This is a genomic window from Burkholderia contaminans, assembly GCF_029633825.1.
GTDB lineage: Bacteria > Pseudomonadota > Gammaproteobacteria > Burkholderiales > Burkholderiaceae > Burkholderia > Burkholderia contaminans.
This window is the reverse complement of the sequence record NZ_CP090640.1, coordinates 2,924,522-2,949,784: the sequence shown is the minus strand read 5'-3', so window position 1 is coordinate 2,949,784 and position 25,263 is coordinate 2,924,522. Positions and strand designations below refer to the sequence as shown.

The 25,263-nt window shown below is 69.0% G+C and carries 13 protein-coding genes and 2 pseudogenes; 3 read left to right on the top strand and 12 right to left on the bottom strand.

The genetic code is table 11. The features are described 5' to 3' along the window. Nucleotides 1-2: 2 nt before the first annotated feature. Nucleotides 3-9,664: pseudogene (locus LXE91_RS13705) on the bottom strand (amino acid adenylation domain-containing protein). Nucleotides 9,665-9,935: 271 nt separating this feature from the next. Here LXE91_RS13705 and LXE91_RS13700 point away from each other — a divergent pair. Continuing rightward, complete coding sequence (locus LXE91_RS13700; RefSeq protein WP_039358650.1) at nt 9,936-11,681, top strand: cyclic peptide export ABC transporter; 1,746 nt, start codon at nt 9,936-9,938, stop codon at nt 11,679-11,681. Nucleotides 11,682-11,881: 200 nt separating this feature from the next. On the opposite strand, the gene LXE91_RS13695 is transcribed toward LXE91_RS13700, so the two are convergent. From LXE91_RS13695 to LXE91_RS13665, 7 genes and pseudogenes are all read right to left on the bottom strand, one after another. After that, nucleotides 11,882-12,919 carry an ABC transporter substrate-binding protein gene (locus LXE91_RS13695; RefSeq protein WP_039358653.1) on the bottom strand — a complete coding sequence of 346 codons (1,038 nt, stop codon included), beginning with the start codon at nt 12,917-12,919 and terminating at the stop codon, nt 11,882-11,884. Beyond that, nucleotides 12,916-13,719 (bottom strand): siderophore-iron reductase FhuF, encoded by an 804-nt coding sequence (fhuF, locus tag LXE91_RS13690; protein ID WP_039358654.1) that lies wholly within the window; start codon nt 13,717-13,719, stop codon nt 12,916-12,918. The genes LXE91_RS13695 and fhuF overlap by 4 nt, the downstream gene beginning before the upstream one ends. After that, nucleotides 13,716-15,805, bottom strand: a pseudogene (gene fhuB / locus LXE91_RS13685) (Fe(3+)-hydroxamate ABC transporter permease FhuB). Before fhuB ends, fhuF begins: the two are co-directional and overlap by 4 nt. Next, nucleotides 15,802-16,650, bottom strand: coding sequence for an ABC transporter ATP-binding protein (locus tag LXE91_RS13680; protein ID WP_039358658.1), 849 nt, complete (start codon nt 16,648-16,650; stop codon nt 15,802-15,804). The pseudogene fhuB and the gene LXE91_RS13680 overlap by 4 nt, the downstream one beginning before the upstream one ends. After that, nucleotides 16,650-17,657: a TauD/TfdA family dioxygenase gene (locus LXE91_RS13675; protein ID WP_039358661.1), complete on the bottom strand. Its 1,008-nt coding sequence runs from the start codon at nt 17,655-17,657 to the stop codon at nt 16,650-16,652. Before LXE91_RS13675 ends, LXE91_RS13680 begins: the two co-directional genes overlap by 1 nt. Nucleotides 17,658-17,702: 45 nt before the next feature. Beyond that, a complete protein-coding gene (locus LXE91_RS13670; RefSeq protein WP_039358664.1) occupies nt 17,703-17,945 on the bottom strand; it encodes an MbtH family protein in 243 nt (80 codons plus the stop codon). Nucleotides 17,946-18,030: 85 nt separating this feature from the next. Further along, nucleotides 18,031-18,687, bottom strand: a complete 657-nt coding sequence (locus tag LXE91_RS13665; protein ID WP_039358666.1) for an RNA polymerase factor sigma-70 — start codon at nt 18,685-18,687, stop codon at nt 18,031-18,033. Nucleotides 18,688-19,007: 320 nt separating this feature from the next. Between LXE91_RS13665 and LXE91_RS13660 the strand changes: the two genes are divergently transcribed. Beyond that, complete coding sequence (locus tag LXE91_RS13660; RefSeq protein WP_039358669.1) at nt 19,008-19,247, top strand: hypothetical protein; 240 nt, start codon at nt 19,008-19,010, stop codon at nt 19,245-19,247. Nucleotides 19,248-19,294: 47 nt separating this feature from the next. After that, on the top strand, nt 19,295-19,432 hold the full coding sequence (locus LXE91_RS13655) for an HHHH-motif protein (RefSeq protein WP_172625590.1): 138 nt from the start codon (nt 19,295-19,297) through the stop codon (nt 19,430-19,432). A 257-nt stretch (nt 19,433-19,689) separates the two neighbouring features. Here the strand turns inward: LXE91_RS13655 and LXE91_RS13650 are convergent, their stop codons facing one another. From LXE91_RS13650 to LXE91_RS13635, 4 genes are all read right to left on the bottom strand, one after another. Next, nucleotides 19,690-20,715 carry a fimbrial protein gene (locus tag LXE91_RS13650; RefSeq protein ID WP_039358672.1) on the bottom strand — a complete coding sequence of 342 codons (1,026 nt, stop codon included), beginning with the start codon at nt 20,713-20,715 and terminating at the stop codon, nt 19,690-19,692. Continuing rightward, nucleotides 20,712-21,458, bottom strand: coding sequence for a fimbrial biogenesis chaperone (locus LXE91_RS13645; RefSeq protein ID WP_039359009.1), 747 nt, complete (start codon nt 21,456-21,458; stop codon nt 20,712-20,714). The genes LXE91_RS13650 and LXE91_RS13645 overlap by 4 nt, the downstream gene beginning before the upstream one ends. A gap of 16 nt (nt 21,459-21,474) precedes the next feature. After that, entirely contained in the window at nt 21,475-23,961 is a 2,487-nt protein-coding gene (locus tag LXE91_RS13640) for a fimbria/pilus outer membrane usher protein (protein ID WP_321200021.1), read from the bottom strand. Between the two features lie 86 nt (nt 23,962-24,047). Continuing rightward, nucleotides 24,048-24,560, bottom strand: a complete 513-nt coding sequence (locus tag LXE91_RS13635; RefSeq protein WP_039358675.1) for a fimbrial protein — start codon at nt 24,558-24,560, stop codon at nt 24,048-24,050. Nucleotides 24,561-25,263: the final 703 nt, after the last annotated feature.

Here is a 25,263-nt window from a genome sequence, read left to right as displayed (position 1 = left end):
CCTTATTGGGTTTCCAGTTCGCCGAGCAGCGCGTCGATCGCGCTCGCCGCATCGGTCTCGCCACGGGCCGCGCAGGCCGCGTCGATCGCTTCCGCGCAGCGCGCCAGCGTGCGTGTGTCGAACAGCGTGCGCAGCGGCAACGCGAGCCCCCAGTGCAGGTTCGCCTGAGCGTGGGCCTGCGTCGCGAGCAGCGAATGGCCGCCGAGCAGGAAGAAATCGCCGTCGCGGCCGATCGCGTCCACGTGCAGCACGCGTTGCCAGATCGCGGCGAGCGCGCGCTCGGTGTCGGTCGCGAGCTCGACGTCGGCCGCCGCTTCGCGCACCGGCGCGGGCAGCGCATGGCGGTCGCACTTGCCGTTCGGCGTCACGGGCAACGCGTCGAGTTCGATCAGTTGCGACGGCACCATGTAGGCCGGCAACTGCGTGCGCAGCGCGTCGAGCAGCGCCGCCCGGTCGAGCGGGCCTGCGTCGCCGCGTGCGACATAGCCGATCAGTTGCTCGTCGCGCACGATCACGACCGCGTCGTTCACGCCGGGCGCCGCACGCAGCAATGCCTCGATCTCGCCCGGCTCGATCCGCTGGCCGCGCAGCTTCACCTGCGTGTCGACGCGGCCGAGATAGTCGAGCGCACCGTCGGCACGCCGACGTGCGAGGTCGCCCGTGCGGTACATGCGCGCGCCCGGCACGAACGGATCGGGCACGAAGCGCTCGGCGGTCAGCGCCGGGCGGCCGAGATAGCCGCGCGCAAGGCCCGCGCCCGCGAGATACAGTTCGCCGGTGGCGCCCACCGGCACCGGCTGCCATGCCGCATCGAGCACGTGCAGTTGCAGGTTCGCGATCGGATGGCCGATCGGTACGGCAACCGCATGCGCGTCGTCGGGGCCGCAGGTCCAGTGCGACACGTCGATCGCCGCTTCGGTCGGCCCGTACAGGTTCACGAGCGTCGCGTTCGGCAGCAGCCGCGCCAGCTTTGCGACGAGTTCCGGCGCGAGCGCCTCGCCGCTCGCGACGATCAGGCGCACGCTGTCGCACTGTGCAGCGGCCGAGAAATCGTCGAGATACGCGGCGAACGCGGCGAGCATCGACGGCACGAAGTGCAGCACCGTCACGCCGTGCGCATGGATCGCCGCTGCGAGACGCGCCGGATCGCGATGGTCGCCAGGCGCGGCGATCGCGAGCTTCGCGCCGATCGCCAGCGGCCACACGAACTCCCACACCGACACGTCGAAGCCGAACGGCGTCTTGTGCAGCACGACGTCGTCGCGCGTCAGCCGGTAGGCGTGCTGCATCCATGCGATCCGGTTCGCGAGCGCGCCGTGCGTATTGCCGGCGCCCTTCGGCTTCCCGGTCGAACCGGACGTGTAGATCAGGTACGCGAGCTGGGCATCGTCGATCGTGGCGGTCGCGCCGGCGGCGTCGCCTTCGGCTTCATCGGCGAGCAGGTCCGCCACCGTCAGCAACTGCGTGGCGACGCCATCGCCGAGCGCGGCCTCGACCTGCTCGCGCAGGTGGGCCAGCGTGATCGCGACGGCCGGCCGCGCGTCGCGCAGCATGTAGGCAATGCGCTCGGCCGGATAGTCGGGATCGATCGGCAGGTAGGCCGCGCCGGCCTTCAGCACGCCGACCAGCGCCATCACCATGTCGAACGAGCGTTCGACGCACAGCGCGACCGGCGTGTCGGGCTGCACGCCGCGCCGGCGCAGCGCAGCCGCGATGCGTGACGTGCCGACATCGAGTTCGCGATAGGTCGCGCGATGCACGCCACCGTGTACGTCCTCGTATTCGAGCGCGATCGCGTCGGGCGTCGCCCGTGCCGCATCGGCGAATTGCAGGTGCAGCGGCTGTTGCTGCGCAGCCGGCCATGCGCGGGCGGTGTCTTGCGCTTGCGCCAGTGCGTTACGAGTCGCTTCGTCGGCGATCGACAGCGTGCCGAGCAACGCATCCGGCGTGCGGGCCAGTGCATCGAGTGCGCACGCGAAGGCGCGGTGCCAGGTTTCAACCTGACGTGCATCGACGCGCGCGGTGTCGTAGCCATAGTCGATCGTCAGCTCGGCGCCGCTCTCGATCACGAGCGTCAGCGCGAAATCGGTCGCTTCGATGCTGCGCACACCGCTCAACGCCAACGCTCGCGGATCGGCGTCGCGCATCGTATCGTCGACCGGGTAGTTCTCGAACACGACCAGGGTGTCGAACAGTGCGCCGCCCGCGCCGCGCGCCCAGCGCTGGATGTCGGCAAGCGGCGTGTGGGCGTGCTCGGCGGCGGCCGCGTTCTCGCGTTGCAGCGTCTGCAGCCAGTCGGCCGCGCGTTGTTGCGGCGCGGGCGCCGTGATCACCGGCAGCGTGTTGATGAAGAGACCGAGCACCGAATCGACGTCCGCGAGCGCATCGGGGCGGCCCGCGACGGTCGCGCCGAACGCGACGGCCGGCTGGTGCGTCATCCGCTGCAGCGCGAGCGCCCACGCGCCCTGCACCAGCGTGTTGACCGTCAGCTTCAGTGCGCGCGCCGTCTGAGCGACACGCGTCAGCGTGTCGGCATCGAGCGTCGCGCGCCACGTGACCATGTCGGCATCCGCGCGGTCGGCCGTGCGTTCCGCGATCAGCGTCGGCGCGTCGAGTCGTGCGAGGCGTTCCGTCCAGAAGCGTTCGTCGGCGTCGCGGTCGCGCGTGCCGAGCCACGCGATGAAGTCGCGATAACGCAGCGCCGGGCGGCTCGCGAATGGCGACACGGCCTCCGGGTCGCGATAGTCGCGCAGCACGCCGGCGAGCAGGCGCGCGGTGCTCCAGCCGTCGAGCAGCACGTGGTGACGCGTCCACACGACGCGCCATGCGTCGTCAGTCACGCGGATCAACGTGAGCCGCATCAGCGGCGGCTCGCGCCAGTCGAAACCGCGTGCGCGATCGGCGGCGAGCCAGGTGTCGAAATCGGCGTCGAACGTGTCGCCGCGGGTGCGCCAGTCGAGCTGTTCGACCGGCATCCGCGCATGACGATGCACGCATTGCAGCGGCGCGGCTTCGTCCGGCATCACGCTCGTGCGCAGGATGTCGTGGCGCGCGATCGACGCGTCGAACGCGGCCGCGAGCCGGTCGGCGTCAAGCGCGGTCGCGGTCGCGACGAGCTGGTTCACGTAGCTGGCATGACCGGGGGCGAACAGCGCATGGAACAGGATGCCCTGCTGCATCGGCGACAACGGATACACGTCGTCGATCGCGCGCCAGTCGAGCGGCGTGCGGTCGATCGCGGCCTGCGTGAGCCCGGCGGCCTGCGCGAGCGGGAAATCGCCCGGCGTCGCGCCACCGCCACGATGCGCCACGCGCGACGCGCATGCGTCGACGAGCTCGCGCAGCGCCGCCGCGAAACGTTCGGCGAATGCGTCGATCGTCGCACGCTCGAATTGCGGTGCGCCGTAGACCCAGTGCACTTTCAGCGTGCGTGCGCCGTCGCGATCCGTGTCGAGGTATGCGTGGATCGCGAGCGTATTGCCGAGCGGCCCCTGCGGGTCGCGCTCGACGCCGGTGCCGCCGAAGCGCGGCACGAGCGTTGCGTCGCGCGGCGCATCGAACTGGCCGAGATAGTTGAACGTGACGCGCGGACGCGGCACGGCGGCCAGCGCCGCTCGCGTCGCCGCATCGCCGTAATGCGCGAGCACGCCGAAGCCCAGCCCCTTGTGCGGCACCGCGCGCAGCGTGTCCTTGACCGCGCACAGCGTGTCGCTTGCCGTGGCCGCGACCGGCAACGTCACCGGGTAATGGCTCGTCAGCCAGCCGATCGTGCGGCTGGCATCCACGTCGTCGAACAGCGCCTCGCGGCCATGCCCTTCCAGTTCTACTCGGCACGATGCGGCACCGCTCACGCCGGCCAGTGCCAGGGCAAGCGCCGCGCCCAGCAGTTCGATCGTCTGCGTGCGGTAGGCCGCGTGCGCATCGGTCAGCGCCGCCCGGGTCACGGCTGCGTCGATCGTCTGCACGACAGCGGCCGCATCGGCGTTCGTCGCCGCCGCGTCGGGATGATCGGGCACGATGTCGTCACCCTGCGCCATGCCGGCCCAGTACGCGGCCTCGGCCGCGAACGGCGATGCCGGTTCCGTTGCCGCACGGGCGAGCCGTGCAGCCCATGCATCCACACGCAGGCCCGGCTGCGACAGTCGAACCGGCGCGCGTTCGCATGCGGCACGGTAGGCCGTGTCGAGGTCGTCGAGCAGGATGCGCCACGACACGCCGTCGACGATCGCATGGTGAATCGCCAGATACAGCTGCGTCGCGCCGTCCGGCAGCCGTGCCGCGCAGGCGCAGGCAAGCGGCCCGCGGCCGAGGTCGAGACGGCGCTGCAGCGCGTCGAAGCGCGCGAGTGCGTCGGCTTCGTCGCGGGCGGCGACTTCGACGAACGGCAGCGCGTCGTACGGTTTCGCCGCCTCGCTCGCATGCCAGTTGCCGTCCGCGCCACGTGCGAAACGCTGGCGGAACGCGTCGTGATGCGTCAGCAATGCGTCGAACGCGCGCGCGAATGCATCGGCGTCGAACGGCCCGCGCACGTCGAACGCAACGGACTGGTTCCAGTGGCCAGGATGCGGGATATCGAGCGCGAAGAAGCGCTGCTGCGCGGGCGTCAGGACCTTTGCTGCTACCGGCGCGCTGGCTGCGGCCGCAATGGCAGGCTGCGCGGCGGCGGCAGTCACGTCCTCCGTCTTCGCGGTACGCGCGAGTTCGGCGACCGTCGGGCCGTCGAACAGCTGCTTCGGCGTAAAGCGCACACCACGCTTGCGCGCGCGGGCGATCACCTGCAGCACGAGGATCGAATCGCCGCCGAGCTCGAAGAAGTTGTCGTCGCGGCCGACCTTCGGCGCTTTCAGCACGGCCTGCCAGACTTCGGCGAGCACCGTTTCGATCGCGCCCTGCGGTGCATCGCCGGAGGCGGTCACGACCGGCGCCGCCGCCAGTTCACGCAGCGCCGCGCGATCGATCTTGCCGTTCGCGGTGACCGGCAGGCGCACGAGCGCGACGAACTGCGCGGGCACCATGTAGTCAGGCAGCTTCGCGGCAAGTGCCGCGCGCACGGCCGCCTCGTCGAATGTCGAACCGTCGCGCATCACGACGAACGTCGCGAGCCGCAGGCGGCCGTCGTGGTCGATCGCGAGCGTTTCGGCCTGTGCGATCGGGCCGGCCGCACGCACTGCCGCACTCACCTCGCCCGGTTCGACGCGGTAGCCGCGAATCTTCACCTGGTCGTCGATGCGGCCGAGGAACGCGAGACGGCCGTCCGCGCACAACCGCACACGGTCGCCGGTGCGATACAGCCGCGCGCCGGGCGTGAACGGATCGGGTACGAAGCGCTCGGCGGTCTGCGCCGGACGCCCCAGGTAGCCGCGCGCGACGCCCGGCCCGCCCGGTACAGCTCGCCCGTCGCACCGGCCGGCACGCATGCGCCGAACGCGTCGAGCACCAGCGCGCGCGCATTCGGCAGCGGCAGGCCGAGCGGCACGCCGCTCGCCGGATCGCGCGCATCGGCGGCGATCGACGCCGTGTCGCAGGCGATCGCGCCGACGGTCGCTTCGGTCGGCCCGTAGTGGTTGATCACGCGGCAGGCCGGCGCAAGCGCGGCCACGCGCGCGACGAGCGCCCACGTGAGCGTTTCGCCGCCCGTCACGAGCGCGTGGCGCGGCAGCACGTCGGCCGGCACACGTGCGTCGAGCAGCGCCTGCAGGTGGCTCGGCACGATCTTCAGGACACCGACGTCGCGGCGGCGCATCTCGTCCGCGAACAGGTCCGGATCGAACGCGCACGCGGCCGGCAGCAGGTGCAGCGTACGGCCCGCGCACAGCGCGCCGAACAGCGTCGTGTGGCCGAGGTCGGCCGCGACGGTCGACACCATCGCGAACGACGCGTCCGGTGCGAACGCGAGTTCGTCGAGCATCCCCTGCACGTAGTCGGCCAGCGCGCCGTGCGACACGACGACGCCCTTCGGCGTACCGGTCGAGCCCGACGTATAGATCAGGTATGCGCCCTGCTCCGGATGCGGTGCAATGCGCAAGCCGGTTGCGTGCGCGAGGGTTGCGTCCTGCGCGAGCGTGTCGACGTCGAGCGGCTGTGCGTCGATGCCGGCAGGCCATGCGGCCGGTTCCGCGACGAGCGCCCAGCGCGCGCCGCAGTCGGCGGCCGCCGCGGCCAGTCGCGCGGCGGGCTGCGCGGGATCGAGCAACACGGCGAGCGCACCGGACTTCAGCGCGCCGAGCAGGCCGACGACGAAGCGCGCCGAGCGTTCGATAGAGACGATGACGGACGTCTCGGCCGCCACGCCGCGCTGGGTCAGCGCGCGAGCGATGCGGTTCGATGCGTCGTCGAGCTCGGCGAACGTCAGCGACGCCGACGCATCGGCGAGCGCGACGCGATGCGGATACGCGGCTGCCTGCCGCGCGAACGCGGCGACGATGTCAGCATGTTCGATGTGCAGCGCACGGCCGTCGCGCGGCTGGCGCGAAGCGGCCGATGCGTCGCACGGCAATACGGCCGTCGTCTGGTGCGGATCGCGCGCGGCCGCACCGACGAGCGCCGCGTAGCTGTCGAGCCACGCACGCGCGGTGTCGGCATCGATGCAGTCGGTCGCATAGGCCGCGACCAGTTCGATGCCATTTGCATCGTCGGTGAAATCCACGGCGAAGTCGAAGCGTGCGGCCAGGTCGGGCCCCGGCGTTGCAACGGCCGTCGCGCCCGGCAGCACGCTGTCGTGCCGCGCGTCGAACTGCTGCGCGAATTTCACGCGCAGCCATTCGTCGCCGCGCTTGACCGGCGGCTTCACCGCGTCGACGACGCGCTCGAACGGCACGTCCTGATGCGCGACCGCGTCGAGCGCCGCCGTGCGCGCCGCATCGACGAGCGCGCGGAACGGCAGCGTCGGCGCCACTTGCACACGCAGCGCGACCGTATTCAGGAACAGCCCGAGCAGCGCGCGCGTTTCCGGGCGCTGGCGATGCGCAACCGGCACCGCGACGACGACATCTGTTGCGCCGGTCACGCGCGACAGCCACGCATCGAGCGCGGCCAGCAGCACCGTGAAGACCGTTGCCTGCGCGTCGCGCGCGAGTCGCCGCACGTCGGCCGCGACCGCGTCGGGCAGCCGCACCGACACGCGCGCGCCCTGCAGCGTGCGTGTGGCGCCCGGCTGCCGGTCGACCGGCAGCGCGAGCGGGCCCGGCACGTCGCGCAACGCGCCGCGCCAGTAGTCGAGCTGGCGCTCGCCCTCGCCGCCGGCCAGCATGTCGCGTTGCCAGTCCGCATAGTCGGCGTACTGGATCGGCAGGTCGGGCAGCGACGGTTCCCGGCCTTCGGCATACGCGCGATAGGCGGCCGACAGTTCGTCGAACGCGCAGCGCGAGCTCCAGCCGTCGGTGATCGCGTGATGGGCGGTCAGCAGCAGGCGGTGGCGGTCGTCGGCCAGTGCGACCAGCGTCGCACGCAGCAGCGGGCCGCGTGCGAGGTCGAACGGCTCCGCCACATCGCGCTCGGCGAGACGCGCGGCTTGCGCGTCGCGGGCGGCGGGCGGCTGGTCGCGCAGGTCGATGTCGGCGATCGACACCGGCAGACGGGCATGAATCCGCTGCATCACGACGCCGTCGTCGTCGTCGACGAGCGTCGTGCGCCAGGCTTCGTGGCGGCCGATCACGTGATCGAGCGCGCGCTGCAGCGCGGCGCGATCGAGCGTGCCGTCGATCGTCCAGTGCGCGGCGATGTGATACGCGGCGCTTGCATCGCGCGTTTGTGCGAGTACCCAGAAACGTTGCTGGGCGAGCGACGCGGCACGGTCGACATGCGGTACGGCGGACACGGCCGCATCGGCCGGTACACGGCGCGCGGAAATGATGGCCAGCGGCTCGCCGGTTTCGCGTTCCGCGCGATCGACCGCTTCGGCCAGTTCGAACAGCGCCGGATCGGCGAACAGCGCATCGAGCCGCAGGTTCACGCGCACTGCCGCACGGATTGCGGCCTGCAACTGCATCGCGGCGAGCGAATCGGCGCCCAGCGCGAAGAAACGATCGTCACGCGACGGCGTGACGTCGAGGCCGAGCAGCGTCTGCCAGAGGCCGGCGAGCTGTTGTTCGGTCGGCGTGCGCGGTGCGTCGCCGCTGCGTTGCGCGGTGTCGCGCGCGGCGGCGATCTGCTCGCGCAGCGCGGCACGGTCGATCTTGCCGTTCAGCGTGTACGGCAGCGCATCGCACCGCACGAACCGGTGCGGCTGCCATGCGGCCGGCAGCTGCGCGGCCACATGTTCTTTCAGTGCTGCGTCATCGGCCGCGCCGCGCAGCGCGACGCAAGCGATCAGCCGCGTCGGCCCGTTGCCGGTTTCGGCCACCACGGCCGCATCGGCCACGGCCGGATGCGAGCGCAGGCACGCGGCGATTTCAGCGGGCTCCACGCGTACGCCGCGCACCTGGACCTGATCGTCGAGGCGGCCGAGGTAGTCGAATGCACCGTCGTCGCGCAGCCGCGCGAGATCGCCGGTGCGGTACACGCGCGCACCGGGTTCGCCGTCCGCATCGGGAATGAAACGTTCGGCCGTCAGCGCCGGGCGGCCGTGATAGCCGCGCGCGACGCAGACGCCGCCCAGCAGCAACTCACCCACGCCATCGGCCTCGCCACCGTCGACACGCGCGATGCGCGGCCCGATCACGCGGCCGATCGGCAACGACGCGTACGCATCGTCGGCAGCCAGCACCGGCGTCTCGCCCGGTTCGACCGGCCACAGCATCGGCGAGATCACGGCCTCGGTCGGCCCGTAGCCGTTGATCAGGCGTACCGACGGGAAGGTGCTGCGCACGAATTCGAACGCCTGCTGCGGCAGCGCCTCGCCGCCGAACGCGAGCACGCGCAGTGCCGGCGGCACGCCGTCGCGCGCGGCCACCGCCGCGAATTCGCGCAGGTACGCGGGCGGGAACGCGGCCACGTTGACCGATTCGCTCACCAGCAACGCATGCGCGACATCCGGTGCGAACGGCTGCGGCGGCGCCACGACGATGCTGGCGCCGGTCGCGAGCGGCGCGAGCCAGCACTCGTGCGCGGCGTCGAAATTGACCGACGCGAAATGCAGCAGCCGGTCGCCGGCCTCGATCGGCAGCGCGGCAGCGAGTGCATCGCAATGCGCGGCGAGCGGCCCGTGTTCGACGACGACCGCCTTCGGCGTGCCGGTCGACCCCGACGTATAGATCATGTAGGCGGCCGAACGCGGGTGGACGGGTACTGCTTCGTCCTCCGCAACGATCTCCTGCCCATCCGCCGCGTCGGCGGCCACGTCAAACGCGTGTTCGAACGGCTTGCCGAGCGCTGCGCGGCCGGCCGCATCGACGATCCCGTGCCGCAACTGTGCATCCTGGACGATCCAGTCGAGGCGCGCGGCCGGGTGACGCGGATCGAGCGGCACGAACACGCCGCCCGCCTTCAGCACGGCCAGCAGCGCGACGAACAGTTCGCCCGAGCGTTCGACGCACACGCCCACCCGCACTTCCGCGCCGACGCCGGCCGCGCGCAGTTGCCGGGCCAGCCGCGATGCCCGCGCGTCGAGCGCGCCGCGCGTCAGGCGCAAGTCATTCTGGAAAGGGACCGCGATGGCGGGGGCGTCGGGCGCGAGGCGCGCCAGTTCGCGGATTCGGTGATGCAGCGCAGTCGGGAAACTCGTCATGTGCGTGAAGTCCTTCGGTCCGGCCGCTTCGGCCAAGTCTCGGGGCCGCTTGGGGCGGCTTCACTGGTGTGACGAATGGCGCCGCCGATTTTTTACCGTTTTGCGCTCAAAGCGCGTGCGGACGCCTTTTTTGAACGGGCCGCTAAATATTTGCGCGGCCCGTTCGTCTATCAGGGAGGAAAGCCGGAACGGGGCCCCGCCTCGCCCGCCGCTTTCGCGTCAGTTTTGCCGTTCCCGCTTTTTCGCTTGCCTTCCCTTACCGACGTTGCCGATGACAGCCGCCCACGAGCCTTCCTCCCCGCCGTCCCTCGACGCTTCCCCCGGCCGCCCCGCGGCGCGCCTGATCCTTGCGCTGTTGCGCGAAAGCCGCGTGTCGCTCGCGCTGGCGCTCACCGCGTGCGTGCTGAACGGCGTCGCGAGCGTGCTGCTCGTCGCGACGCTGAACCGCGCGCTGTCGCAGCCGGGCGCGGCCGACGCGTCGCTCGCGTGGCGCTTCGCACTGTGCGCCGTGATCGCGCTCGTCACGCGGATCGTGTCGGGCACGCTGTTCGCGCGCCTGTCGCAGGACACGATGGCGCGGCTGCGCGTGCATCTCGCGCGGCGCGTCGGCGCGGCCGAGCTGCGCGACATCGAGCGGATCGGCGCGGCGCCCGTGCAGTCGGTGCTGACCGACGACGCCACCAACGTGTCGATGCTGTTCTTCGCGCTGCCGAACCTGGTCATGCACGGCTCGATCGTGTTCGGCTGCCTCGGCTACCTCGCGTGGCTGTCGTGGCCGGTGTGCCTGCTGGCGCTCGCCGCGATCCTCGCCGGCTCGCTCGGCTATCACACCGGCGACCGCCGCGCGATCGCGTCGCTCGAAGCGGCCGGCCAGGCGCAGGATCGCCTGTTCGGCTATCTCGGCTCGCTGTTTTCCGGCGCGAAGGAGCTGAAGCTGCACGACGAACGCGCACGCCAGTTCGTCGACGGCCAGCTCGGCGCCGCGATCGGCGAAGTGCGCGACCACCGCCGCCGCGCATTCAGCGCGTATGCGGTCGGGGTCGGCTGGATCATCTTCCTGTTCTATGTGTTCCTCGGCATCGCGTCGTTCTGGCCGCAGCTCGGCGTGCATGCCGATCCAGCCGCGGCCGCCGGCTACGTCGTCGTGTTCCTGTTCATGCTCGTGCCGCTCGACGGGCTGCTGAACAACCTGCCGACCGTCAACGCGGCCCGCGTGTCGCTCACGCGGATCGAAGGCGTGATGGCCGAATTCGGCGCGCTGCGCACGGTGCCGCCGGCAGCCGACGCACCCGACGTGCCGCCGGCCGGCGCCGTCACGCTGCGCGGCGTCACGCATGCGTACTTCCACGAGCGTGACGAACGGATGTTCAGCATCGGGCCGATCAACCTGACGATCCAGCCGGGCGAGCTCGTGTTCATCGTCGGCGGCAACGGCAGCGGCAAGACGACGCTCGCGAAGGTGCTGACGGGGCTCTACGAACCGGAAGAAGGCACGATCGAGGTAGACGGCCGCACGATCGGCTGGCGCGAGCGCGCCGCGTACCGTCAGCGCTTCAGCGCGGTGTTCAACGATTTCCATCTGTTCGATGCGCTGCTCGGCATCGTCGATCCCGACGATCCGTCCCGCGCGCAGGCCGATGCACGCGCGAACGCGCTCGTCGCGAAGCTCGCGCTCGATCACAAGGTGAAGGTGGTGGACGGCGCGTTCTCGACCCGCGCACTGTCGACCGGGCAGCGCAAGCGGCTCGCGCTCGTCGTCGCGTACCTGGAGGACCGGCCGTTCTACCTGTTCGACGAATGGGCGGCCGACCAGGACCCGTCGTTCAAGGCCGTGTTCTACGAACAACTGCTGCCCGAGCTGCGTGCGCGCGGCAAGGCGGTGATCGTGATCACGCACGACGACCGCTACTTCGATCTCGCCGACCGCCTGTTGAAGCTCGACAACGGGCGCATCGTCAGCGACACGTCGCCGGCGCGGTCTCGCGCGCAGGATGGTGTCGATGCGCTGAGCGCGTAACACGGCAAGTCGATGAAAAAATCGCCGACGCGCTGCAATGGCAGTGCGTCGGCGATTTTCGTTTCGGAAGGGAATGTTTAGGGTGCGCAGCGTGGCGCGTTCGTGGAAGGACCCGGTGATTCACCGCGAGTCGGGGCAACCGCAACGCCCTGCCCGTCGAAGCCGAAGCGGCAACCCTCCACCGATCGACCGCCGCACACTCAACGCGCGGCCGGCAGCTTCAGCATCGTATCGGTCATCACGTCGGCCAGCTTCAGCGCCGACATCGGCCCGCCGAACCCCCAGATGTTGCGTTCGATCAGCGCGATCCGGTGTTCCTTCATTGCGGGCACGAAGCGCCACACCGGCGAATCGAGTTTCGCGGACAGCGGCACGTCCATCCCCGATGCGGTCACGAACATCACGGCCAGGTCGCGCTGCCTGAGCAAGTCGGCGGACGTTACGTACAGCGTGCCTTCCCGCGTCGGCTTCTTCGGCCACGGATCGAGCCCGAGCGCCCGTGCGAGGCCCGCCGACGTGCTGTTGCCCGTATAGGCCCAGTAGCGGTCGGGCAAGCCGAGATCCTGCAGCAGCGCGACGCGCTCGCCCTTGCGGCCCGCGGCCGCGAGCCGCGCCGCATTGCGCGCGATGCCCGCATCGAGCTGCGCATCGACCGCCTGCGCACGTGCGTCGCGCCCCGTCACCGCACCGATCGTCCGGAAGATCTGCCGCATCCAGTCGAGCTGCGTGACCGGCACGCCGCCGTCCGACACGTTCGGACTGAATTGAAACAGGATCGTCGGCGCGATCCGGTCGAGCGCATCGAAAATCGGCGCATGCCGGAAACCGACACCGATGATCAGGTCCGGCTTGACCGCCGCGATCGCTTCGAGGCCCGGCTCCTGGCGCGACCCGATATCGGTCACGTTCGCGAGCCGGTCGCTTTGATAACCGAGCCAGCCCGGATAGAACGCGGTATCGGCCATCCCCACCGGCACGATGTCGAGCGCGATCACGCTTTCCGCGAACATGAAGTCGAGCGCGACCACGCGTTGCGGGCACACCGGCATCGTCGCGCTCGCCTGCGACACGACGGGATTGCCGGCCAGCGACACCGCCCCCGGCGTACGTACGCCCTGAGCACGATGGACATCGAGCGTCGCGGCAACCGCGCGGGACGGAGCGGAAAGCGCGCCGCAGCACGCGGCGCCGAGCGCCGCGAGTGCGCCGAGCGCGTGCCGGCGGCCGCTATTCGTCACCGGATCGCGTCCTGCTCGGCCAGCGCCGCGTCGTCCATCGTCAGTAGCAAGGGGCAGCTTCCACACAGTTGCGTTTCTCCGGGAATTTCATAGCGCAGGCAGCACACGCGGCGCGCGCGAAACGGCGTCGGCAGCAGCGCCGAGCGCGGCACGGCATCGCGCACGGGGGCGCGCAGCGGATTCGGCTCGCCGTGCACGCAGCTCGACCCGAACAGCCAGTCCGCATCGCGCACGGGATCGGCCACGGATGGCAGCGAACGATACGTATCGAGCAGATAGTCGAGCAGATTGCCCGCGTTGCTCCACAGCACGCGCGGCGTGACGCGGCCCATCGCCGCGAGCAGGTCGATCACCGTGCCGAGATGCGCGACGAGCCCCGCATAGCGGGGCGCCGGGTCGTCGCACGGTGCGCCGAGCGCATCGTGCGGGAAATACAGCGCGGCGGGCATCCCGTCGTCGAGCGCGACGAACGTCCGCTCGGGCGTCATGTCGAGCGGCCGGCCGAGCGTCAGCGCGGCGACGACGCCGGCCGGCGCCGCGCGGCCGAAATAGTATTTGCTCCATTGCGACATCAGCGCGCGCGCATGCTGCGCCGGATCGCCGCCGTAATGGCCGACCATCGCGTCGAGCACGATGTCGCGGTGCGCGGGCAACGCGCTCACGGGTACGACGATACGGCCCGGTGCATCGTGAGCGTCGTCCGGCATGCCGAGCCAGACGACGTCGAGGTGTTCGGCGAACGGTTCGGGCGCGAATGTCGAAAAACGCGTGGCGCGCGCGCCGTCGAGCGCGGGCGTCATCGCCCTGCGCGCCGGGCGCGGCGCCCCTCGAGGATCAGCAGCCCGAGCAGGTACGGCGCGCCGATCAGCGCGGTCAGCACGCCGGCCGGCACTTCGCGCGGCGCGACGACCGTACGCGCCGCGAGATCCGCCACGCCGGGATCAGCGCGCCGCAAGCGGCCGCGAGCCACAGCCGCGTCCGGTGCCGGCGCGCGCCGAGCATCGTCGCGACGTGCGGCGCCATCAACCCGATGAAGCCGACCGGCCCGACCGCCGCGACGGCCGCGCACGCGGCGAGCGTCGCGATCGTCAGCGCGAGCGGCCGCAGCGCGGCCACCGGCAGAGCCGAGCGCGGCGGCTCGGTCGTCGCCGAGCGCGAGCATGTCGAGCGGTTTCGCGAGCCATGCGAACACGGGCACCGCGAGCACGCACCACGGCAGCAGCATCGACACCTCGCCCCAGCTCCGGCCATAGGTACCGCCGACGAGCCACACGACGAAGCGTGCGGGCTGCACGCTTTCCTGCGTGATCAACCACTGCGCGAGCGTCGTCCACAGCGCGCCGATCACGATACCCGTCAGCGCCACCGCGAGCGGCGCATAGCGATGCCGGTGATTCAGCGCGAGCGTGATCGCGAGCGACAGGCCGCCGCCGATCAGCGCAGCCGCCGCGAGCGTCACATGCCCCATCAGCGGCCATGTCGACAACGCGAACAGCGTGACGAGCCCCGCGCCCTGCGTGACGCCGAGCACTTCGGGCCCCGCGAGCGGATTGCGCACGACGCTTTGCATCGCGACGCCGCTCACCGCGAGCAGCGCGCCGGCAAGCAGCGCGCACAACAGGCGCGGCATGCGCAGGTCGATCAGCATCCGCGCGAGCGCATCGTGGCCAGACAGCGCATCGGACCAGCGCGCGATCGACAGCCACTCGGGGCCGGCTGACACGCCGACGAACACGATCAGCACGCCCGCCGCGACGAACAGCGCCGTGCGTAGCGGCCAGCCGAGCCGTTCGAGCCAGCCGACGAGCCGCGTCGAGCCGCCGCCGGCCGCGCGTTCGGCGTCCGCGTGCAGCACGCCCGACCACGCGGCGCCGCGCCGGATCATCGCCAGCATCAGCGGCGTGCCGACCAGCGCGATCGCGACGCCGGTCGACAGCGTCGCGTCGAGACCCGATGCGAGCACCGCGCTGTCGGTGACGAGCACGAGCGCACCGCCGGCGAGCGCCGACAGCGGCACCAGCACGCCGAGCCGCGCCGCACGTGCGCCGCGCACCGGCGCAACAGGTTCGGCGCGACGAGGCCGACATACGACAGCGGGCCCGCGATACTGACCGCCACGCTCGTGAACGCGACCGCGACGATCGTCGCGGCGAGCCGCGTCGCATCGACGCGCACGCCGGCCGCGGCCGCCGCATCGTCGCCGAGCGTGAGCGGATTGAGCGGCCGGATCACCAACGGCAACGCGACGAGCGGCACGACGAGCCAGCGCGCGGCGAGCGCAAGACCCGTCGCGCCCGGCTGATAGAGGCTGCCGTTGGTCCACAGCGCGGCGCCCGCGATGTTCTGCTCGAAGAAGGCGAGCACGAGCGTCGAAAGCGCCGCGAACAGCAGCATGCACACGCTTCCCGCGAGCACGAGGCGCAACGGTGTCGCGCGCCAGCCGCCGGCCGCGACGATCGCGCAGGCGGCCGCGGCCAGCCCGCAGACGAACAGCAGCGGCACCGACGCCACGCCGGCCAGCGCCGGCACGAGCATTGCCGCGAGCAGGCCGAGCTGGGCACCGCCCGTCACGCCGAGCAGGTCGGGCGACGCGAGCGGATTGCGCGTGAGCGACTGGAACAGCGCGCCCGCGATGCCGAGGCAGCCGCCCGCGACGAGCGCGGCCGCGACGCGCGGCAGGTTGAGGTCGAACAGGAACACGTGCGCGAGCGCGGCGGCATCGCTGCCGGGCACGGCACCCCACCACACGCGCAGATCGGGGGCGACGCGCAGCACCGTGAGCGCGGCAATCAGCGCGACAAGGCCGAACGCGATTGCACTGGCCCGGCCCGACGCCGTGCCCTTCCCCGCCGCCGCGAGGCGCTTGCGCATCGCGAACGTCGTCATACGGCGAGATCCCGGTCGAAGATGCCGGCTGCCTGCGGCACGCCGTCGGTCGTCCGCCCGTAGGCCGGCACGCACATCGGCGCGCCCGTCTGCGGATGCGAAAGCTTCAGCATCTCGACGCCGAACGCCGCGCGCAGCCGCGCCGGATCGAGCATCGCGTCGGGCGTGCCCTGCGCGACGAGGCGACCCGCGCGCATCAGCACGATCTCGTCGCTGTACGCGGCCGCCTGGTTCAGGTCGTGCAGCACCCACACGATCGTCAGCCCGCGCGTGCGGTTCAGCGTGCGCAGCGCATCGAGGATGTCGAGCTGGTGATGGATGTCGAGATAGGTCGTCGGTTCGTCGAGCAGCACGATAGGCGCCTGCTGCGCGAGCGCCATCGCGATCCATGCGCGCTGGCGCTCGCCGCCCGACAGCGCGCCGACGTCGCGCTCCGCGTCGCCCGCGAGGCCGCTCGTGTCGAGCGCCTCGTCGATCGCCGCATGGTCGGCCCTCGACAGGCCGCGCAGGAAGCCGCCGTACGCATAACGTCCGTACGCGACGAGCTCGCGCACCGTGAGGCCCGACGGAATCTGGTTGAACTGCGCGAGCATCGTGAGCTCGCGCGCGAGCGCGCGACGGCGAAACGCCGCGAGCGGCTGGCCGTTCACTTCGACATGGCCGGCACGCGCGGGCTGCAGGCCCGCGAGCGTGCGCAGCAGCGTGCTCTTGCCGCAGCCGTTCGGTCCGCACAGCGCGGTTACGCGGCCGGCCGCGATCGACAGGTCCAGCCCGTCGATCACGACATGGTCGCGATACCCTACCGACAGCCCGCGCGCGGCAAGCGCGGCGGTACTACGCGTCATCAATCCTCCGTTCGGTCGCGCGGGACCGTATAACTCTGCGCCATCGCGACCACGACCTTGCGCGGCCCCTCGAACGGGTCGCGCGCATGCGCGGTCAGCATGTTGTCGAGCATCAGCACGTCGCCCGTGCGCCACGGGAACACGATGCGCTGCTGGTCGAGCACGCCGCGAATCTCCGCGAGCGCATCGGCTTCGAGCGGTTCGCCGTCGCCGTAATACACGTTGCGCGGCACGTTCTCGAGCCCGACCGCGTCGACGAGCGCTTCCTGCATGTCGTCGTCGAGCGCCGACAGGTGAAACAGGTTCGCCTGGTTGAACCACACGCGGTCGCCGGTGCGCGGATGGCGTGCGACGGCCTGGCAGCGTTCGCGGGTACGCAGCAGCAGCTCGCCGTCGTCGTCGGTGCGCCAGGCGCACTCGATGCCGCGCGCCGCGCACATCCGCTCGACTTCGGCCGGCTCGTCGGTGCCGAACGACTGCTGCCACGGCAGGTCGAGCCCCTGCCCGAAATTGCGCACGTACAGCAGCTCGCGCTTCTCGAAGCGCGCGATCAGCGCAGGATCGAGCGCGCGATAGACGGCGCGGCTGTCCGCGATCGGCGTCGCACCGCCTTTCGGCGCGGCGAGCGCGCAGTGAAACCAGATCCGCAGCGGCCATTCGCGCGTGTACGACTGCTCGTTGTGCAGCGGAATCGCGCGGTGCGGCGGGTATTCGGTCGACGTATAGACCGCGCCTTCCACCTGGCTGCGCGGCGTCGACGCATATTCATAGCCGATCAGCGGATCGCCGAACGATGCCGCGAATTGCTGGAACGCATCGATCGACGGCACGTGAAAGCCCGTGAACAACACGCCGCCCGCCCGTTCGAGCGTGTCGGCCGCGATCTCGCGCGCGAGCGGCGCGACGTCGTCGATCGACATCCCGTCGTCGCCGCGCGGCGACACGACGGTGGGCAGCCCCGGCTCGATATGCAGGTCGTCGAGCGTCGGCAACGAAAGCAGGGTCATGCAACGTCCTCTTCAGGTGGCGCGCCGCAAACGCGGCGCAGCGGGTCACGACGCGCGCGATGCGCGCTCGCCGTCCATCGCGCGGCGCAGGCTCGCGGGGCGCATGTCGGTCCAGACGGTCTCGATGTGCGCGAGGCAGTCGGCTTTCGGGCCGCTCACGCCGACTTCGCGCCAGCCGGCCGGCACGGGCCGGAACGTCGGCCAGATCGAATACTGTTCTTCGTCGTTGATGACGACCGTGTAGACGAGATCGTCGGTGTCGGCGGAAGGCGTCGGGGCTTGCGTCATGATCGGAAATCGCTGGGCGGTTGAAGGTGGCGAAGCGGCGGTTTCGGCCGCTCCTGTCTGATAGACGGTTGGCCGGCCCGTTTTTTTACCGGCGCCGTGCGCGGCCGCCCAGGAACACCGGGCACTCGACGCCGCGATGGCACGCGTCGAGGCATTCCGCGCAGTGACGCTCCGCGTCGCGCACCATGAAATGCACGAGCGTCTGCGACACGTTCAGCGCGCGCGCCGCGGTCTGCAGCGTCTCCTCGCGCAGCCGCACCATCTCGAAGGCTGCACGGCTGCGCGCCGGCAGATCGTCGAGCGCCGCCCACACGCGCCGCAGCGTGTCGCGGGTCAGCAGCGCGGCTTCCGGCGTCGGCTCGGGCGACGGCACGTCGAAGCCGTCGTCCTCTTCCGTGTGATAGACGTTCTCGAGGCTTTGCCGGCGGCACGCGTCGATCGACGCATTGCGCACCATCCGCGTCACGTACGCGACCGGCTGGCGCACCGCATCCTGGTTCGGGAATTCGACGAGCTTCACGAACACGTCGTGCACGACGTCCTCGGCGCGGCTCGCGCAGCCGACGAAGCCGCGCGCGACATTGACGAGCATCGCGCGATGCGAGATCAGCACGTCGAGCAACGCGCCCTGCGCACGAGGCTCCGCGGTGCGGCGCGCACGCGGCGGCCGGTCGGGATAACTGCCGAGGAACGGGTTTGCCGCTGCCGCCGCCGGTCGGTCGAGCACTTCCGCCATCGCCATCGATCTGCTCCGTCAAATTCCGAGATAGCGAAATTTAACGTAAACGCAAATCATTCTCAATACGATTACGAGATACCCCTTCCGGTTGTCAGGATTTGTCTGAACAATCGACGGAATCGTTACCGGGGCAGATGGGACGCATGGTGCCCGTCGTGGCAGGCGGCCAACGATGCGTCTGTCCGGCGGATACGGCTACCGCTGCTTTCACCGGTTCCGACGAAACGCCTGGGGTGTCGTGTCATGTGCGGTAGCAACTTCTTACCACGTGAAATTTTGAGGGCCCGTACGATCGACGTGCCGTTTCCCCAGGGAGAACAAACATGAAATCCATCGTGCTGTCCGCTGTCATGCTGGGTGCGCTGTCGAGCGTGATGCTCACCGGCTGCGTCGCCTATCCTGCCCCGGCCGAAGTCACGATCGGCTGGCATGGCGATCGTTACTGGGACGGAAATCGCTACTGGGAGCGCCGCGACTGGGAGGCTCAGCATCGCGGCGGGCATGACGACCGCCGCGACGATCGCCGGGACGACCATCGCGACGATCAGCGGCCGCAGTGGTGATGCGCTGCCGCTCCCGTGACCCACTATTCAACGACAGGACCTCAAACATGAAGACGCTACTCAAAACCCTGACCGTCGCGGCGCTCGCCGCCGCCGTACTCGTGCCGGTCATCGCCGAAGCGCATCCGCACCGCGTGTGTCACTTCGAGCATCACCATCACAAGGTTTGTCGCTGGGTGCGGTAAATGACACAAGGCGCCGGGGAACCGGCGCTGCCGTTGTAGCGACTATCGCGCGGCCCGCCCAGGTCGCCGATCACGGTCAACGAATAACCGCCCGCCGATACTGTCTGTGCGTGAACCCCGCCCATTGCCGACACGGCCAGCATGGCCGCGACGATACTGCGTCTCGGATACATCCCCTTCTCCTCCGTCAGTTCGTCAATGCAATTCCGGTGCAGCCGACGTGTTTTTCGACACTCGTCGCTCGCACCGCACCACGCTCAATACAGGAAAATCCGGATCGTGGCGGACGCGTCGAACGGCCCGATCTTCGGTGGTCCGAACGACTTGAGCACCGCATCGAGCAACACGGTCTGATTCGCGACGTTGGCCGCAAACTGCGTGAGCGTGAACTGCTTGTTGAATTCGATCGGCTTGCCCTGGCTATCCTCGAGGCCGATCCCGAAATTGCTGTTCGCCGCCGGCACCAGCAAACCATTCTGCACGGTGCCCTTGGTCGCCTCGAAATAACCGTCGACGCGAATCGGGATGCTGCATTTCTTCGTCAGCGACAACGAGAACCGCCGGCGCGGCACTGCCGGCAGGAAGCCATTGCCGGACGCCTGCACCTGGCCGAAATTGACGATGCCGGGCTCGGGCGTCACCAGCACGTCGACCAGGCAGGGCGTCGGCTTCAGGCGCGACAACCCGCTCAGCCGGTACTGAAAACTCGATCGGGCCGCGTTGAGGCCGTATTTGCCGTCGAACTGAAAGACCGCATAGATATCGTTCGGCGGCTGCATCCATTGGCCCTTCTTGCGTATCACCACCTGATAGGTAATGCTGAGCGGCACCTTCTCGCAGCGCCCCCGGTCAAAGTCCCATTGCGAACACGTGCCTACTGTCGTGTTGGTTTCCACGCGCGCGCTCGGTCCGCTACCCAGGCCGAAATAGTCCTGGCCACCATAGCGAATGCCGATTTCCAGTCCCCATGCGGCGGGATCCTGCGATCTCGGGTTCGCGTAGAAGTAAACCTTCTCGGAAAACTTCAGCGCGTCCCCGCCGTAGTCCTTGTAGCAGTAGCCCGTCGTCGTGCGCGGCGGCGATACCCAGATCACGTACCCGTCCTGCGCGTCCGTCGGATACGATGCGACACCGCCGATCGGTTCGGTCAGCGAATCCGCGCCGCCGTCGCTCAGGCAGCGCAGCGCCCATGCCGGCTGCACCGCCGCGATCAGCATCGCGAGCACGGCCCAGCGCAACCATGCCGCGAGCGGCGACACGCGTTGTCTTGCGCCCCCGCTCATTTCTTCACGCTCTTGCAAGCACCTGCCTCACACGCATACTCCACCGCCACCTGGCCACCGTAGTCGTCCACATGCGTGACGAACAGCGTCGACGGCGTCGCGGCCTTGAACGGCACGTCCGTCCTGCTCATCGGGCTCACCATCACCGGCTCCAGCGGCACCTGCGTCTTCTGCGCCCCCGCAGCCAGGTTGACGATCGTGATGTGATACGGCGTCGGATTGTCGAACACGAGCGTGTGCGCGGCCGAGTCGACCCGCAACGTCATCGGCAGCGTCCAGTCCACTTCGCGCGCCGGCTGCACGGCCTTCGGGCGATAGAACAGCTTCATCTGCGTGTGCAGCGCGATCTGCAGCGTGTTCGGCGTATCCGTCTTCGGCGGCACTTCGCGGATGTTCAGGTAGAACACGGTTTCGCGATCGGCCGGCAGCTCGGTGCCCGGCAGCTTCGCGATCCGCAGCACGTTGCGCTCGTTCGCCTCGACGCGCTGCAGCGGCGGCACGACCATCAGCGGCGACGTGATCTTGTTGCCGTTCGCGTCCTCGAGCCACGACTGCACGAGATACGGGTACGTCGCGCTCTTGTTGGTGATCGTGACGATCGCGGCCTGTTCGCCTTCGTTGAAGATCACGCGCGTGCGGTCAGGCACGATCGCCGCTTGCGCGGCGCCTGCGAACAGCGTACCGGCGGTTGCGAGCACGCACCATGCGCGCAGCGGAAAGGAAAGGGAGAAGCTGTTTTTCATCGCTGGATCCGTGAATTCATCGTTCGACCCGCGCAGCCGCTGCATGCGACTCGCCGGGCGTCTGGCACGTCACCGGAATCGGCGTGCCTTCGAGTTGGAGCTGGTTCGGCAGCGCGTCGATCGTGCAGAGCGTGCGTTCGCCCGCCCGCACCGCCAGCGTGGACTTCGGCTGAACCTGGGTCAGGAACGCCGCACCGCCCTCGCCGACGATGCCGAGTTCCTTGCCGTTCGCCACGTCCTGCACCGATGCACCGAACGGCAGCGGCTTGCCGGCCGGGTCGGTCAGCGTCAGGTACAGGTTGCTGCCGCGCGCGGCGGAAAACTTCACGAAGCCGATCGCGCCGTCGGTCAGCACCATGCGCTGGATCGGGTTCGTCACCTGCACTTCGAGCGGCAGCTTCTCGACGTTGACGGTCGCGTCGTACACGTTGTACGGCGAGATGCCGTCGAGCACCGCATAGCCGCGCGAATCGGTATGCGAGAGCGTGCCCGACAGCGGCACATCCGGCACGCCGTCGGTCGACACCAGCAGGCGCGTATCGCCCGCATTGCCGTTCGCGTGCGCCGACACGCCGTATTGCGTCGCGACGAACGAACCGTCGACTTCGAGCGATGCCGCCGCATACGCGTTGGCGAGCGTCGACGCCTGCGCGGTCAGCTGATACGCGGACGAGCGCTGGCGGTAGCTCGCGTTCGCCGACGCGCGCCCGTCGGTCGCACCCGCGTTGACCTGGTACGTACGGCCGCTCGGATCGTCGTAGATGTAGCCCGCGTTCACGCTCGTGCTGCCGCTGCCCGTCGTCAGGTTCGACGTGACGGTGTGACGGCCGCCGATCGGCAACGTCGCGGTGACCGAGACCTGGTTGCCGCTTGCACCGGCGCTCTGCGTGCGAAACGCCGACACGCTCACGTTCAGGTTGCGCAGCGTGCCGATCGAGAACGCCCGCGTCAGCGTGAGGCCGACGCGCTGCTCGTTCGCGCGTTCCCAGTAGGTCGTCTGGTCGTACGAGAAATAGGTCGAGGTATCGCCGAAACGCTTCGACAGCGTCGCCGAGTAGCGTTGCTTGCTGTTGGCGAGGCCGTACGCGGTCGGGTCGCCCGAGAACTGTGCGAAGTTCGTGTATTCGCGCTCGGAGAAGCGATAGCCGAAGAAGCGCACGTCGGCATCGAGCCCGTCGAAGTGCTTCGAATAGTTGATGCGGTACGAGTTGCCGTTGCGGGTCGCGCCGTTCCACCACAGCTTCGCCCGCGCATGCGTGACGTCGGCCGACAGCGCGCCGAACGCGCCGAAATCGCGGCCCAGGCCGAGCGCGATCGACGTATAACCCGACGCGGCGATGAAGCCGCCGTACGCCGTGACGTCGAACGGCAGGCCGTAGGCGATTTCGCCAAAGCCGAAGAACGGCGTGATGCCGGCGCCACCGAACTGGCGCGGCTTGCCGACGGCGGCCTTGTAGCGCAATTGCCCGGCGCGCGCGAGGAACGGCACGGCGGCCGTCGTCACCTGGAAGCGCTGCACGCTGCCGTCCTCTTCCTCGACCGCGACGTCGAGCGTGCCCTGCACGCTCGTATTGATGTTCTGCAGCGCGAACGCGCCCGGCGACACGCGCGTCACGTACAACACGCGGCCTGCCTGTGAAACGGTCACGGTCGCGTTGGTGCGCGCGACGCCCGAGATCAGCGGCGCATAGCCGCGCAGCGACGGCGGCAGCATGCGATCGTCGCTGCGGATCGACGCGCCCGTCAACGCGAACGTGTCGAAGATGTCGGAAGTCAGGTAGTCGTCGCCGAACGTCACCGTCGACTGGATCGACGGCAACGCACGAAATGCATAAAGCCGGCTGAAGCGGAACGTGCGGTCCGCGTAGGCCGTATTGCCCACGTTCGATTGCGCCTGGTAGTCGCCGCGAAAGCGCCATGCATCCCAGTTCGCGCCCACCGTCCCGTAGGCCTGGATCGAATTCGTCTGGCGGCCGCCCGTCCCGAAGTTGCGGTTCGTGTTCGCGATCACGCGATAGTCGAGCATCGCACCCGGAATCCCCTCGGACCAGCGCGACGGCGGCAGGTAGGTCGAATCGGTGAACTCGAGCGCGGCCTGCGGAATCGTGATCTTGAGCCGCCCGTCGCTTTTAAGGTAGCGCACGGTCGCGCCCTCGATCGCGCCGAGGTCGACGCAACGTCCGCCCTGGAAGCGCGGCAGGTCCTTCAGGAGCGACGGCTTCAGCCCGAACTGCGCGACGAGTTCCGGCGGCAGGCACGGCTTGCCCGCCCCCGACGTGTCGACGGCGATGAATTCGATCGCCTGCAGCCCGTAGAACAGGTCGTTGACCTGCACGTCGAGCATGTACTCGCCCGGCAGCGTGAAGTCCGCCTGGGAGAACTGCGACAGGTCGACGTTGTTCGAGCCATCGATGTTCAGGAACGACGAATTGAATTCCGTCGCATGGCTCTGGCTGCCGACCACCAGCACGGAGACGCAAAGGAAGGAATGTCTGATTCGCACGCGGCGCTACCGGAAGTCCAGGGAGGGAGAAAAAGGAGGAAAAGCGAACGAGGAAGGGTGCGCGCACCCTTCCCCGGTACGGCGGCTTACTGGTAGCGAACCGTGAAGTTCGCGACGCCGTCGGCGGTACCCGGCGTCACGCCGGCTGCGGTCGCTTCGTACATCGCAGCGAAGCGCGCGATGTTCGTGCCGTTCTGCAGCACGGTCGGTGCCTTCTGTTCGGCGCCGTTGTCGAGGTATTCACCCGACGCTGCCTGCAGGCGGATACCGACGTTGGTCGCCGAACCGATCGTCGCGAGCAGCTTCGGCTGGCCTGCGCTCGACGTGCCCGTGAACGTGAAGTACGCGTTCTGCGCGACGCTCGTGTCGCAGTCGGTCAGCTTGATGTCGAAGTTGGTCGGCGTGGACTTGTCGCCGGCCTGCTTGAACACGTTGGTCGGCACCTTGCCGAGGTTCACGGTCTGGTTGACCGAGCCCGAATCGATGCCGCATGCGCCCGCGACGATCTCGCCCGTGAAGTTGATCGTGCCGGTGCCCGCTGCGAAGGCCGAGGTCGACAGGGCCGCGAGTGCGACAGCGGTCAGGATGGATTTTTTCATGACGTTTCCCGTAAGGACTGCAAATGGAGTAGTTGACGTGGCGGACACAAACGGCAGCGCATGGTGGCTTCCGTCCGACACGAGGCGGCATTATCGAGATAATCATGAAAGTTTTCTGTAAATCATTGTCAAATGCTTCTGACAATGTTCGATTCAGCCCTCTAAATCCACACTATTTCCCGTCGATTTCCAATCCCGTGATTTTTATCCGCAGTCCTTTTTTGTTCGACGGAAGCAATTGAAGATTAAAGAAATTTTCGAGATATAGTCGACACCACCCCGCCCGCCCTTGCTGGCATTGGCTCTGGGGAAATCATCCGCGAAAAGGACAAAACATTGTCCAGAGCCGCCATCGTTGTCCGGCGGCAACACCGATATCAAATCATTTTCAACAAACAGGAAATTAAAGATCGATTCAATCAATATAATTTTTTCGCGCAAACGATTGCGCACTGAGTACAAACGTTTTACTGCGACACTTTGCCGCCCTCATTATTTCCAATAAATGATTAATTCGATCGTCAATTCCGGATCGTAAATCGCACGCACGAGCGGTCGCCGGAGCCCGACATCCGGACCGCATCGCATGGGAGAAGGAAGGAGAAATGACCCGCACACGTTTGCGCGGAACGGCGACACGAGCGGTCGCAAGACGAGGGCTGTTCCGGAACGCACGCGTGCGCATTGCGACACGATGAAAAGC

Excerpts from the sequence above, each read along its gene's own strand:
- LXE91_RS13650 (WP_039358672.1), bottom strand. The coding sequence starts at position 20,715 with ATGAGCGGGGGCGCAAGACAACGCGTGTCGCCGCTCGCGGCATGGTTG.
- LXE91_RS13675 (WP_039358661.1), bottom strand. The coding sequence starts at position 17,657 with ATGACCCTGCTTTCGTTGCCGACGCTCGACGACCTGCATATCGAGCCG.
- LXE91_RS13670 (WP_039358664.1), bottom strand. The coding sequence starts at position 17,945 with ATGACGCAAGCCCCGACGCCTTCCGCCGACACCGACGATCTCGTCTAC.
- LXE91_RS13655 (WP_172625590.1), top strand. The coding sequence starts at position 19,295 with ATGAAGACGCTACTCAAAACCCTGACCGTCGCGGCGCTCGCCGCCGCC.
- LXE91_RS13635 (WP_039358675.1), bottom strand. The coding sequence starts at position 24,560 with ATGAAAAAATCCATCCTGACCGCTGTCGCACTCGCGGCCCTGTCGACC.
- LXE91_RS13645 (WP_039359009.1), bottom strand. The coding sequence starts at position 21,458 with ATGAAAAACAGCTTCTCCCTTTCCTTTCCGCTGCGCGCATGGTGCGTG.
- fhuF (WP_039358654.1), bottom strand. The coding sequence starts at position 13,719 with ATGACGCCCGCGCTCGACGGCGCGCGCGCCACGCGTTTTTCGACATTC.
- LXE91_RS13660 (WP_039358669.1), top strand. The coding sequence starts at position 19,008 with ATGAAATCCATCGTGCTGTCCGCTGTCATGCTGGGTGCGCTGTCGAGC.
- LXE91_RS13665 (WP_039358666.1), bottom strand. The coding sequence starts at position 18,687 with ATGGCGATGGCGGAAGTGCTCGACCGACCGGCGGCGGCAGCGGCAAAC.
- LXE91_RS13680 (WP_039358658.1), bottom strand. The coding sequence starts at position 16,650 with ATGACGCGTAGTACCGCCGCGCTTGCCGCGCGCGGGCTGTCGGTAGGG.
- LXE91_RS13700 (WP_039358650.1), top strand. The coding sequence starts at position 9,936 with ATGACAGCCGCCCACGAGCCTTCCTCCCCGCCGTCCCTCGACGCTTCC.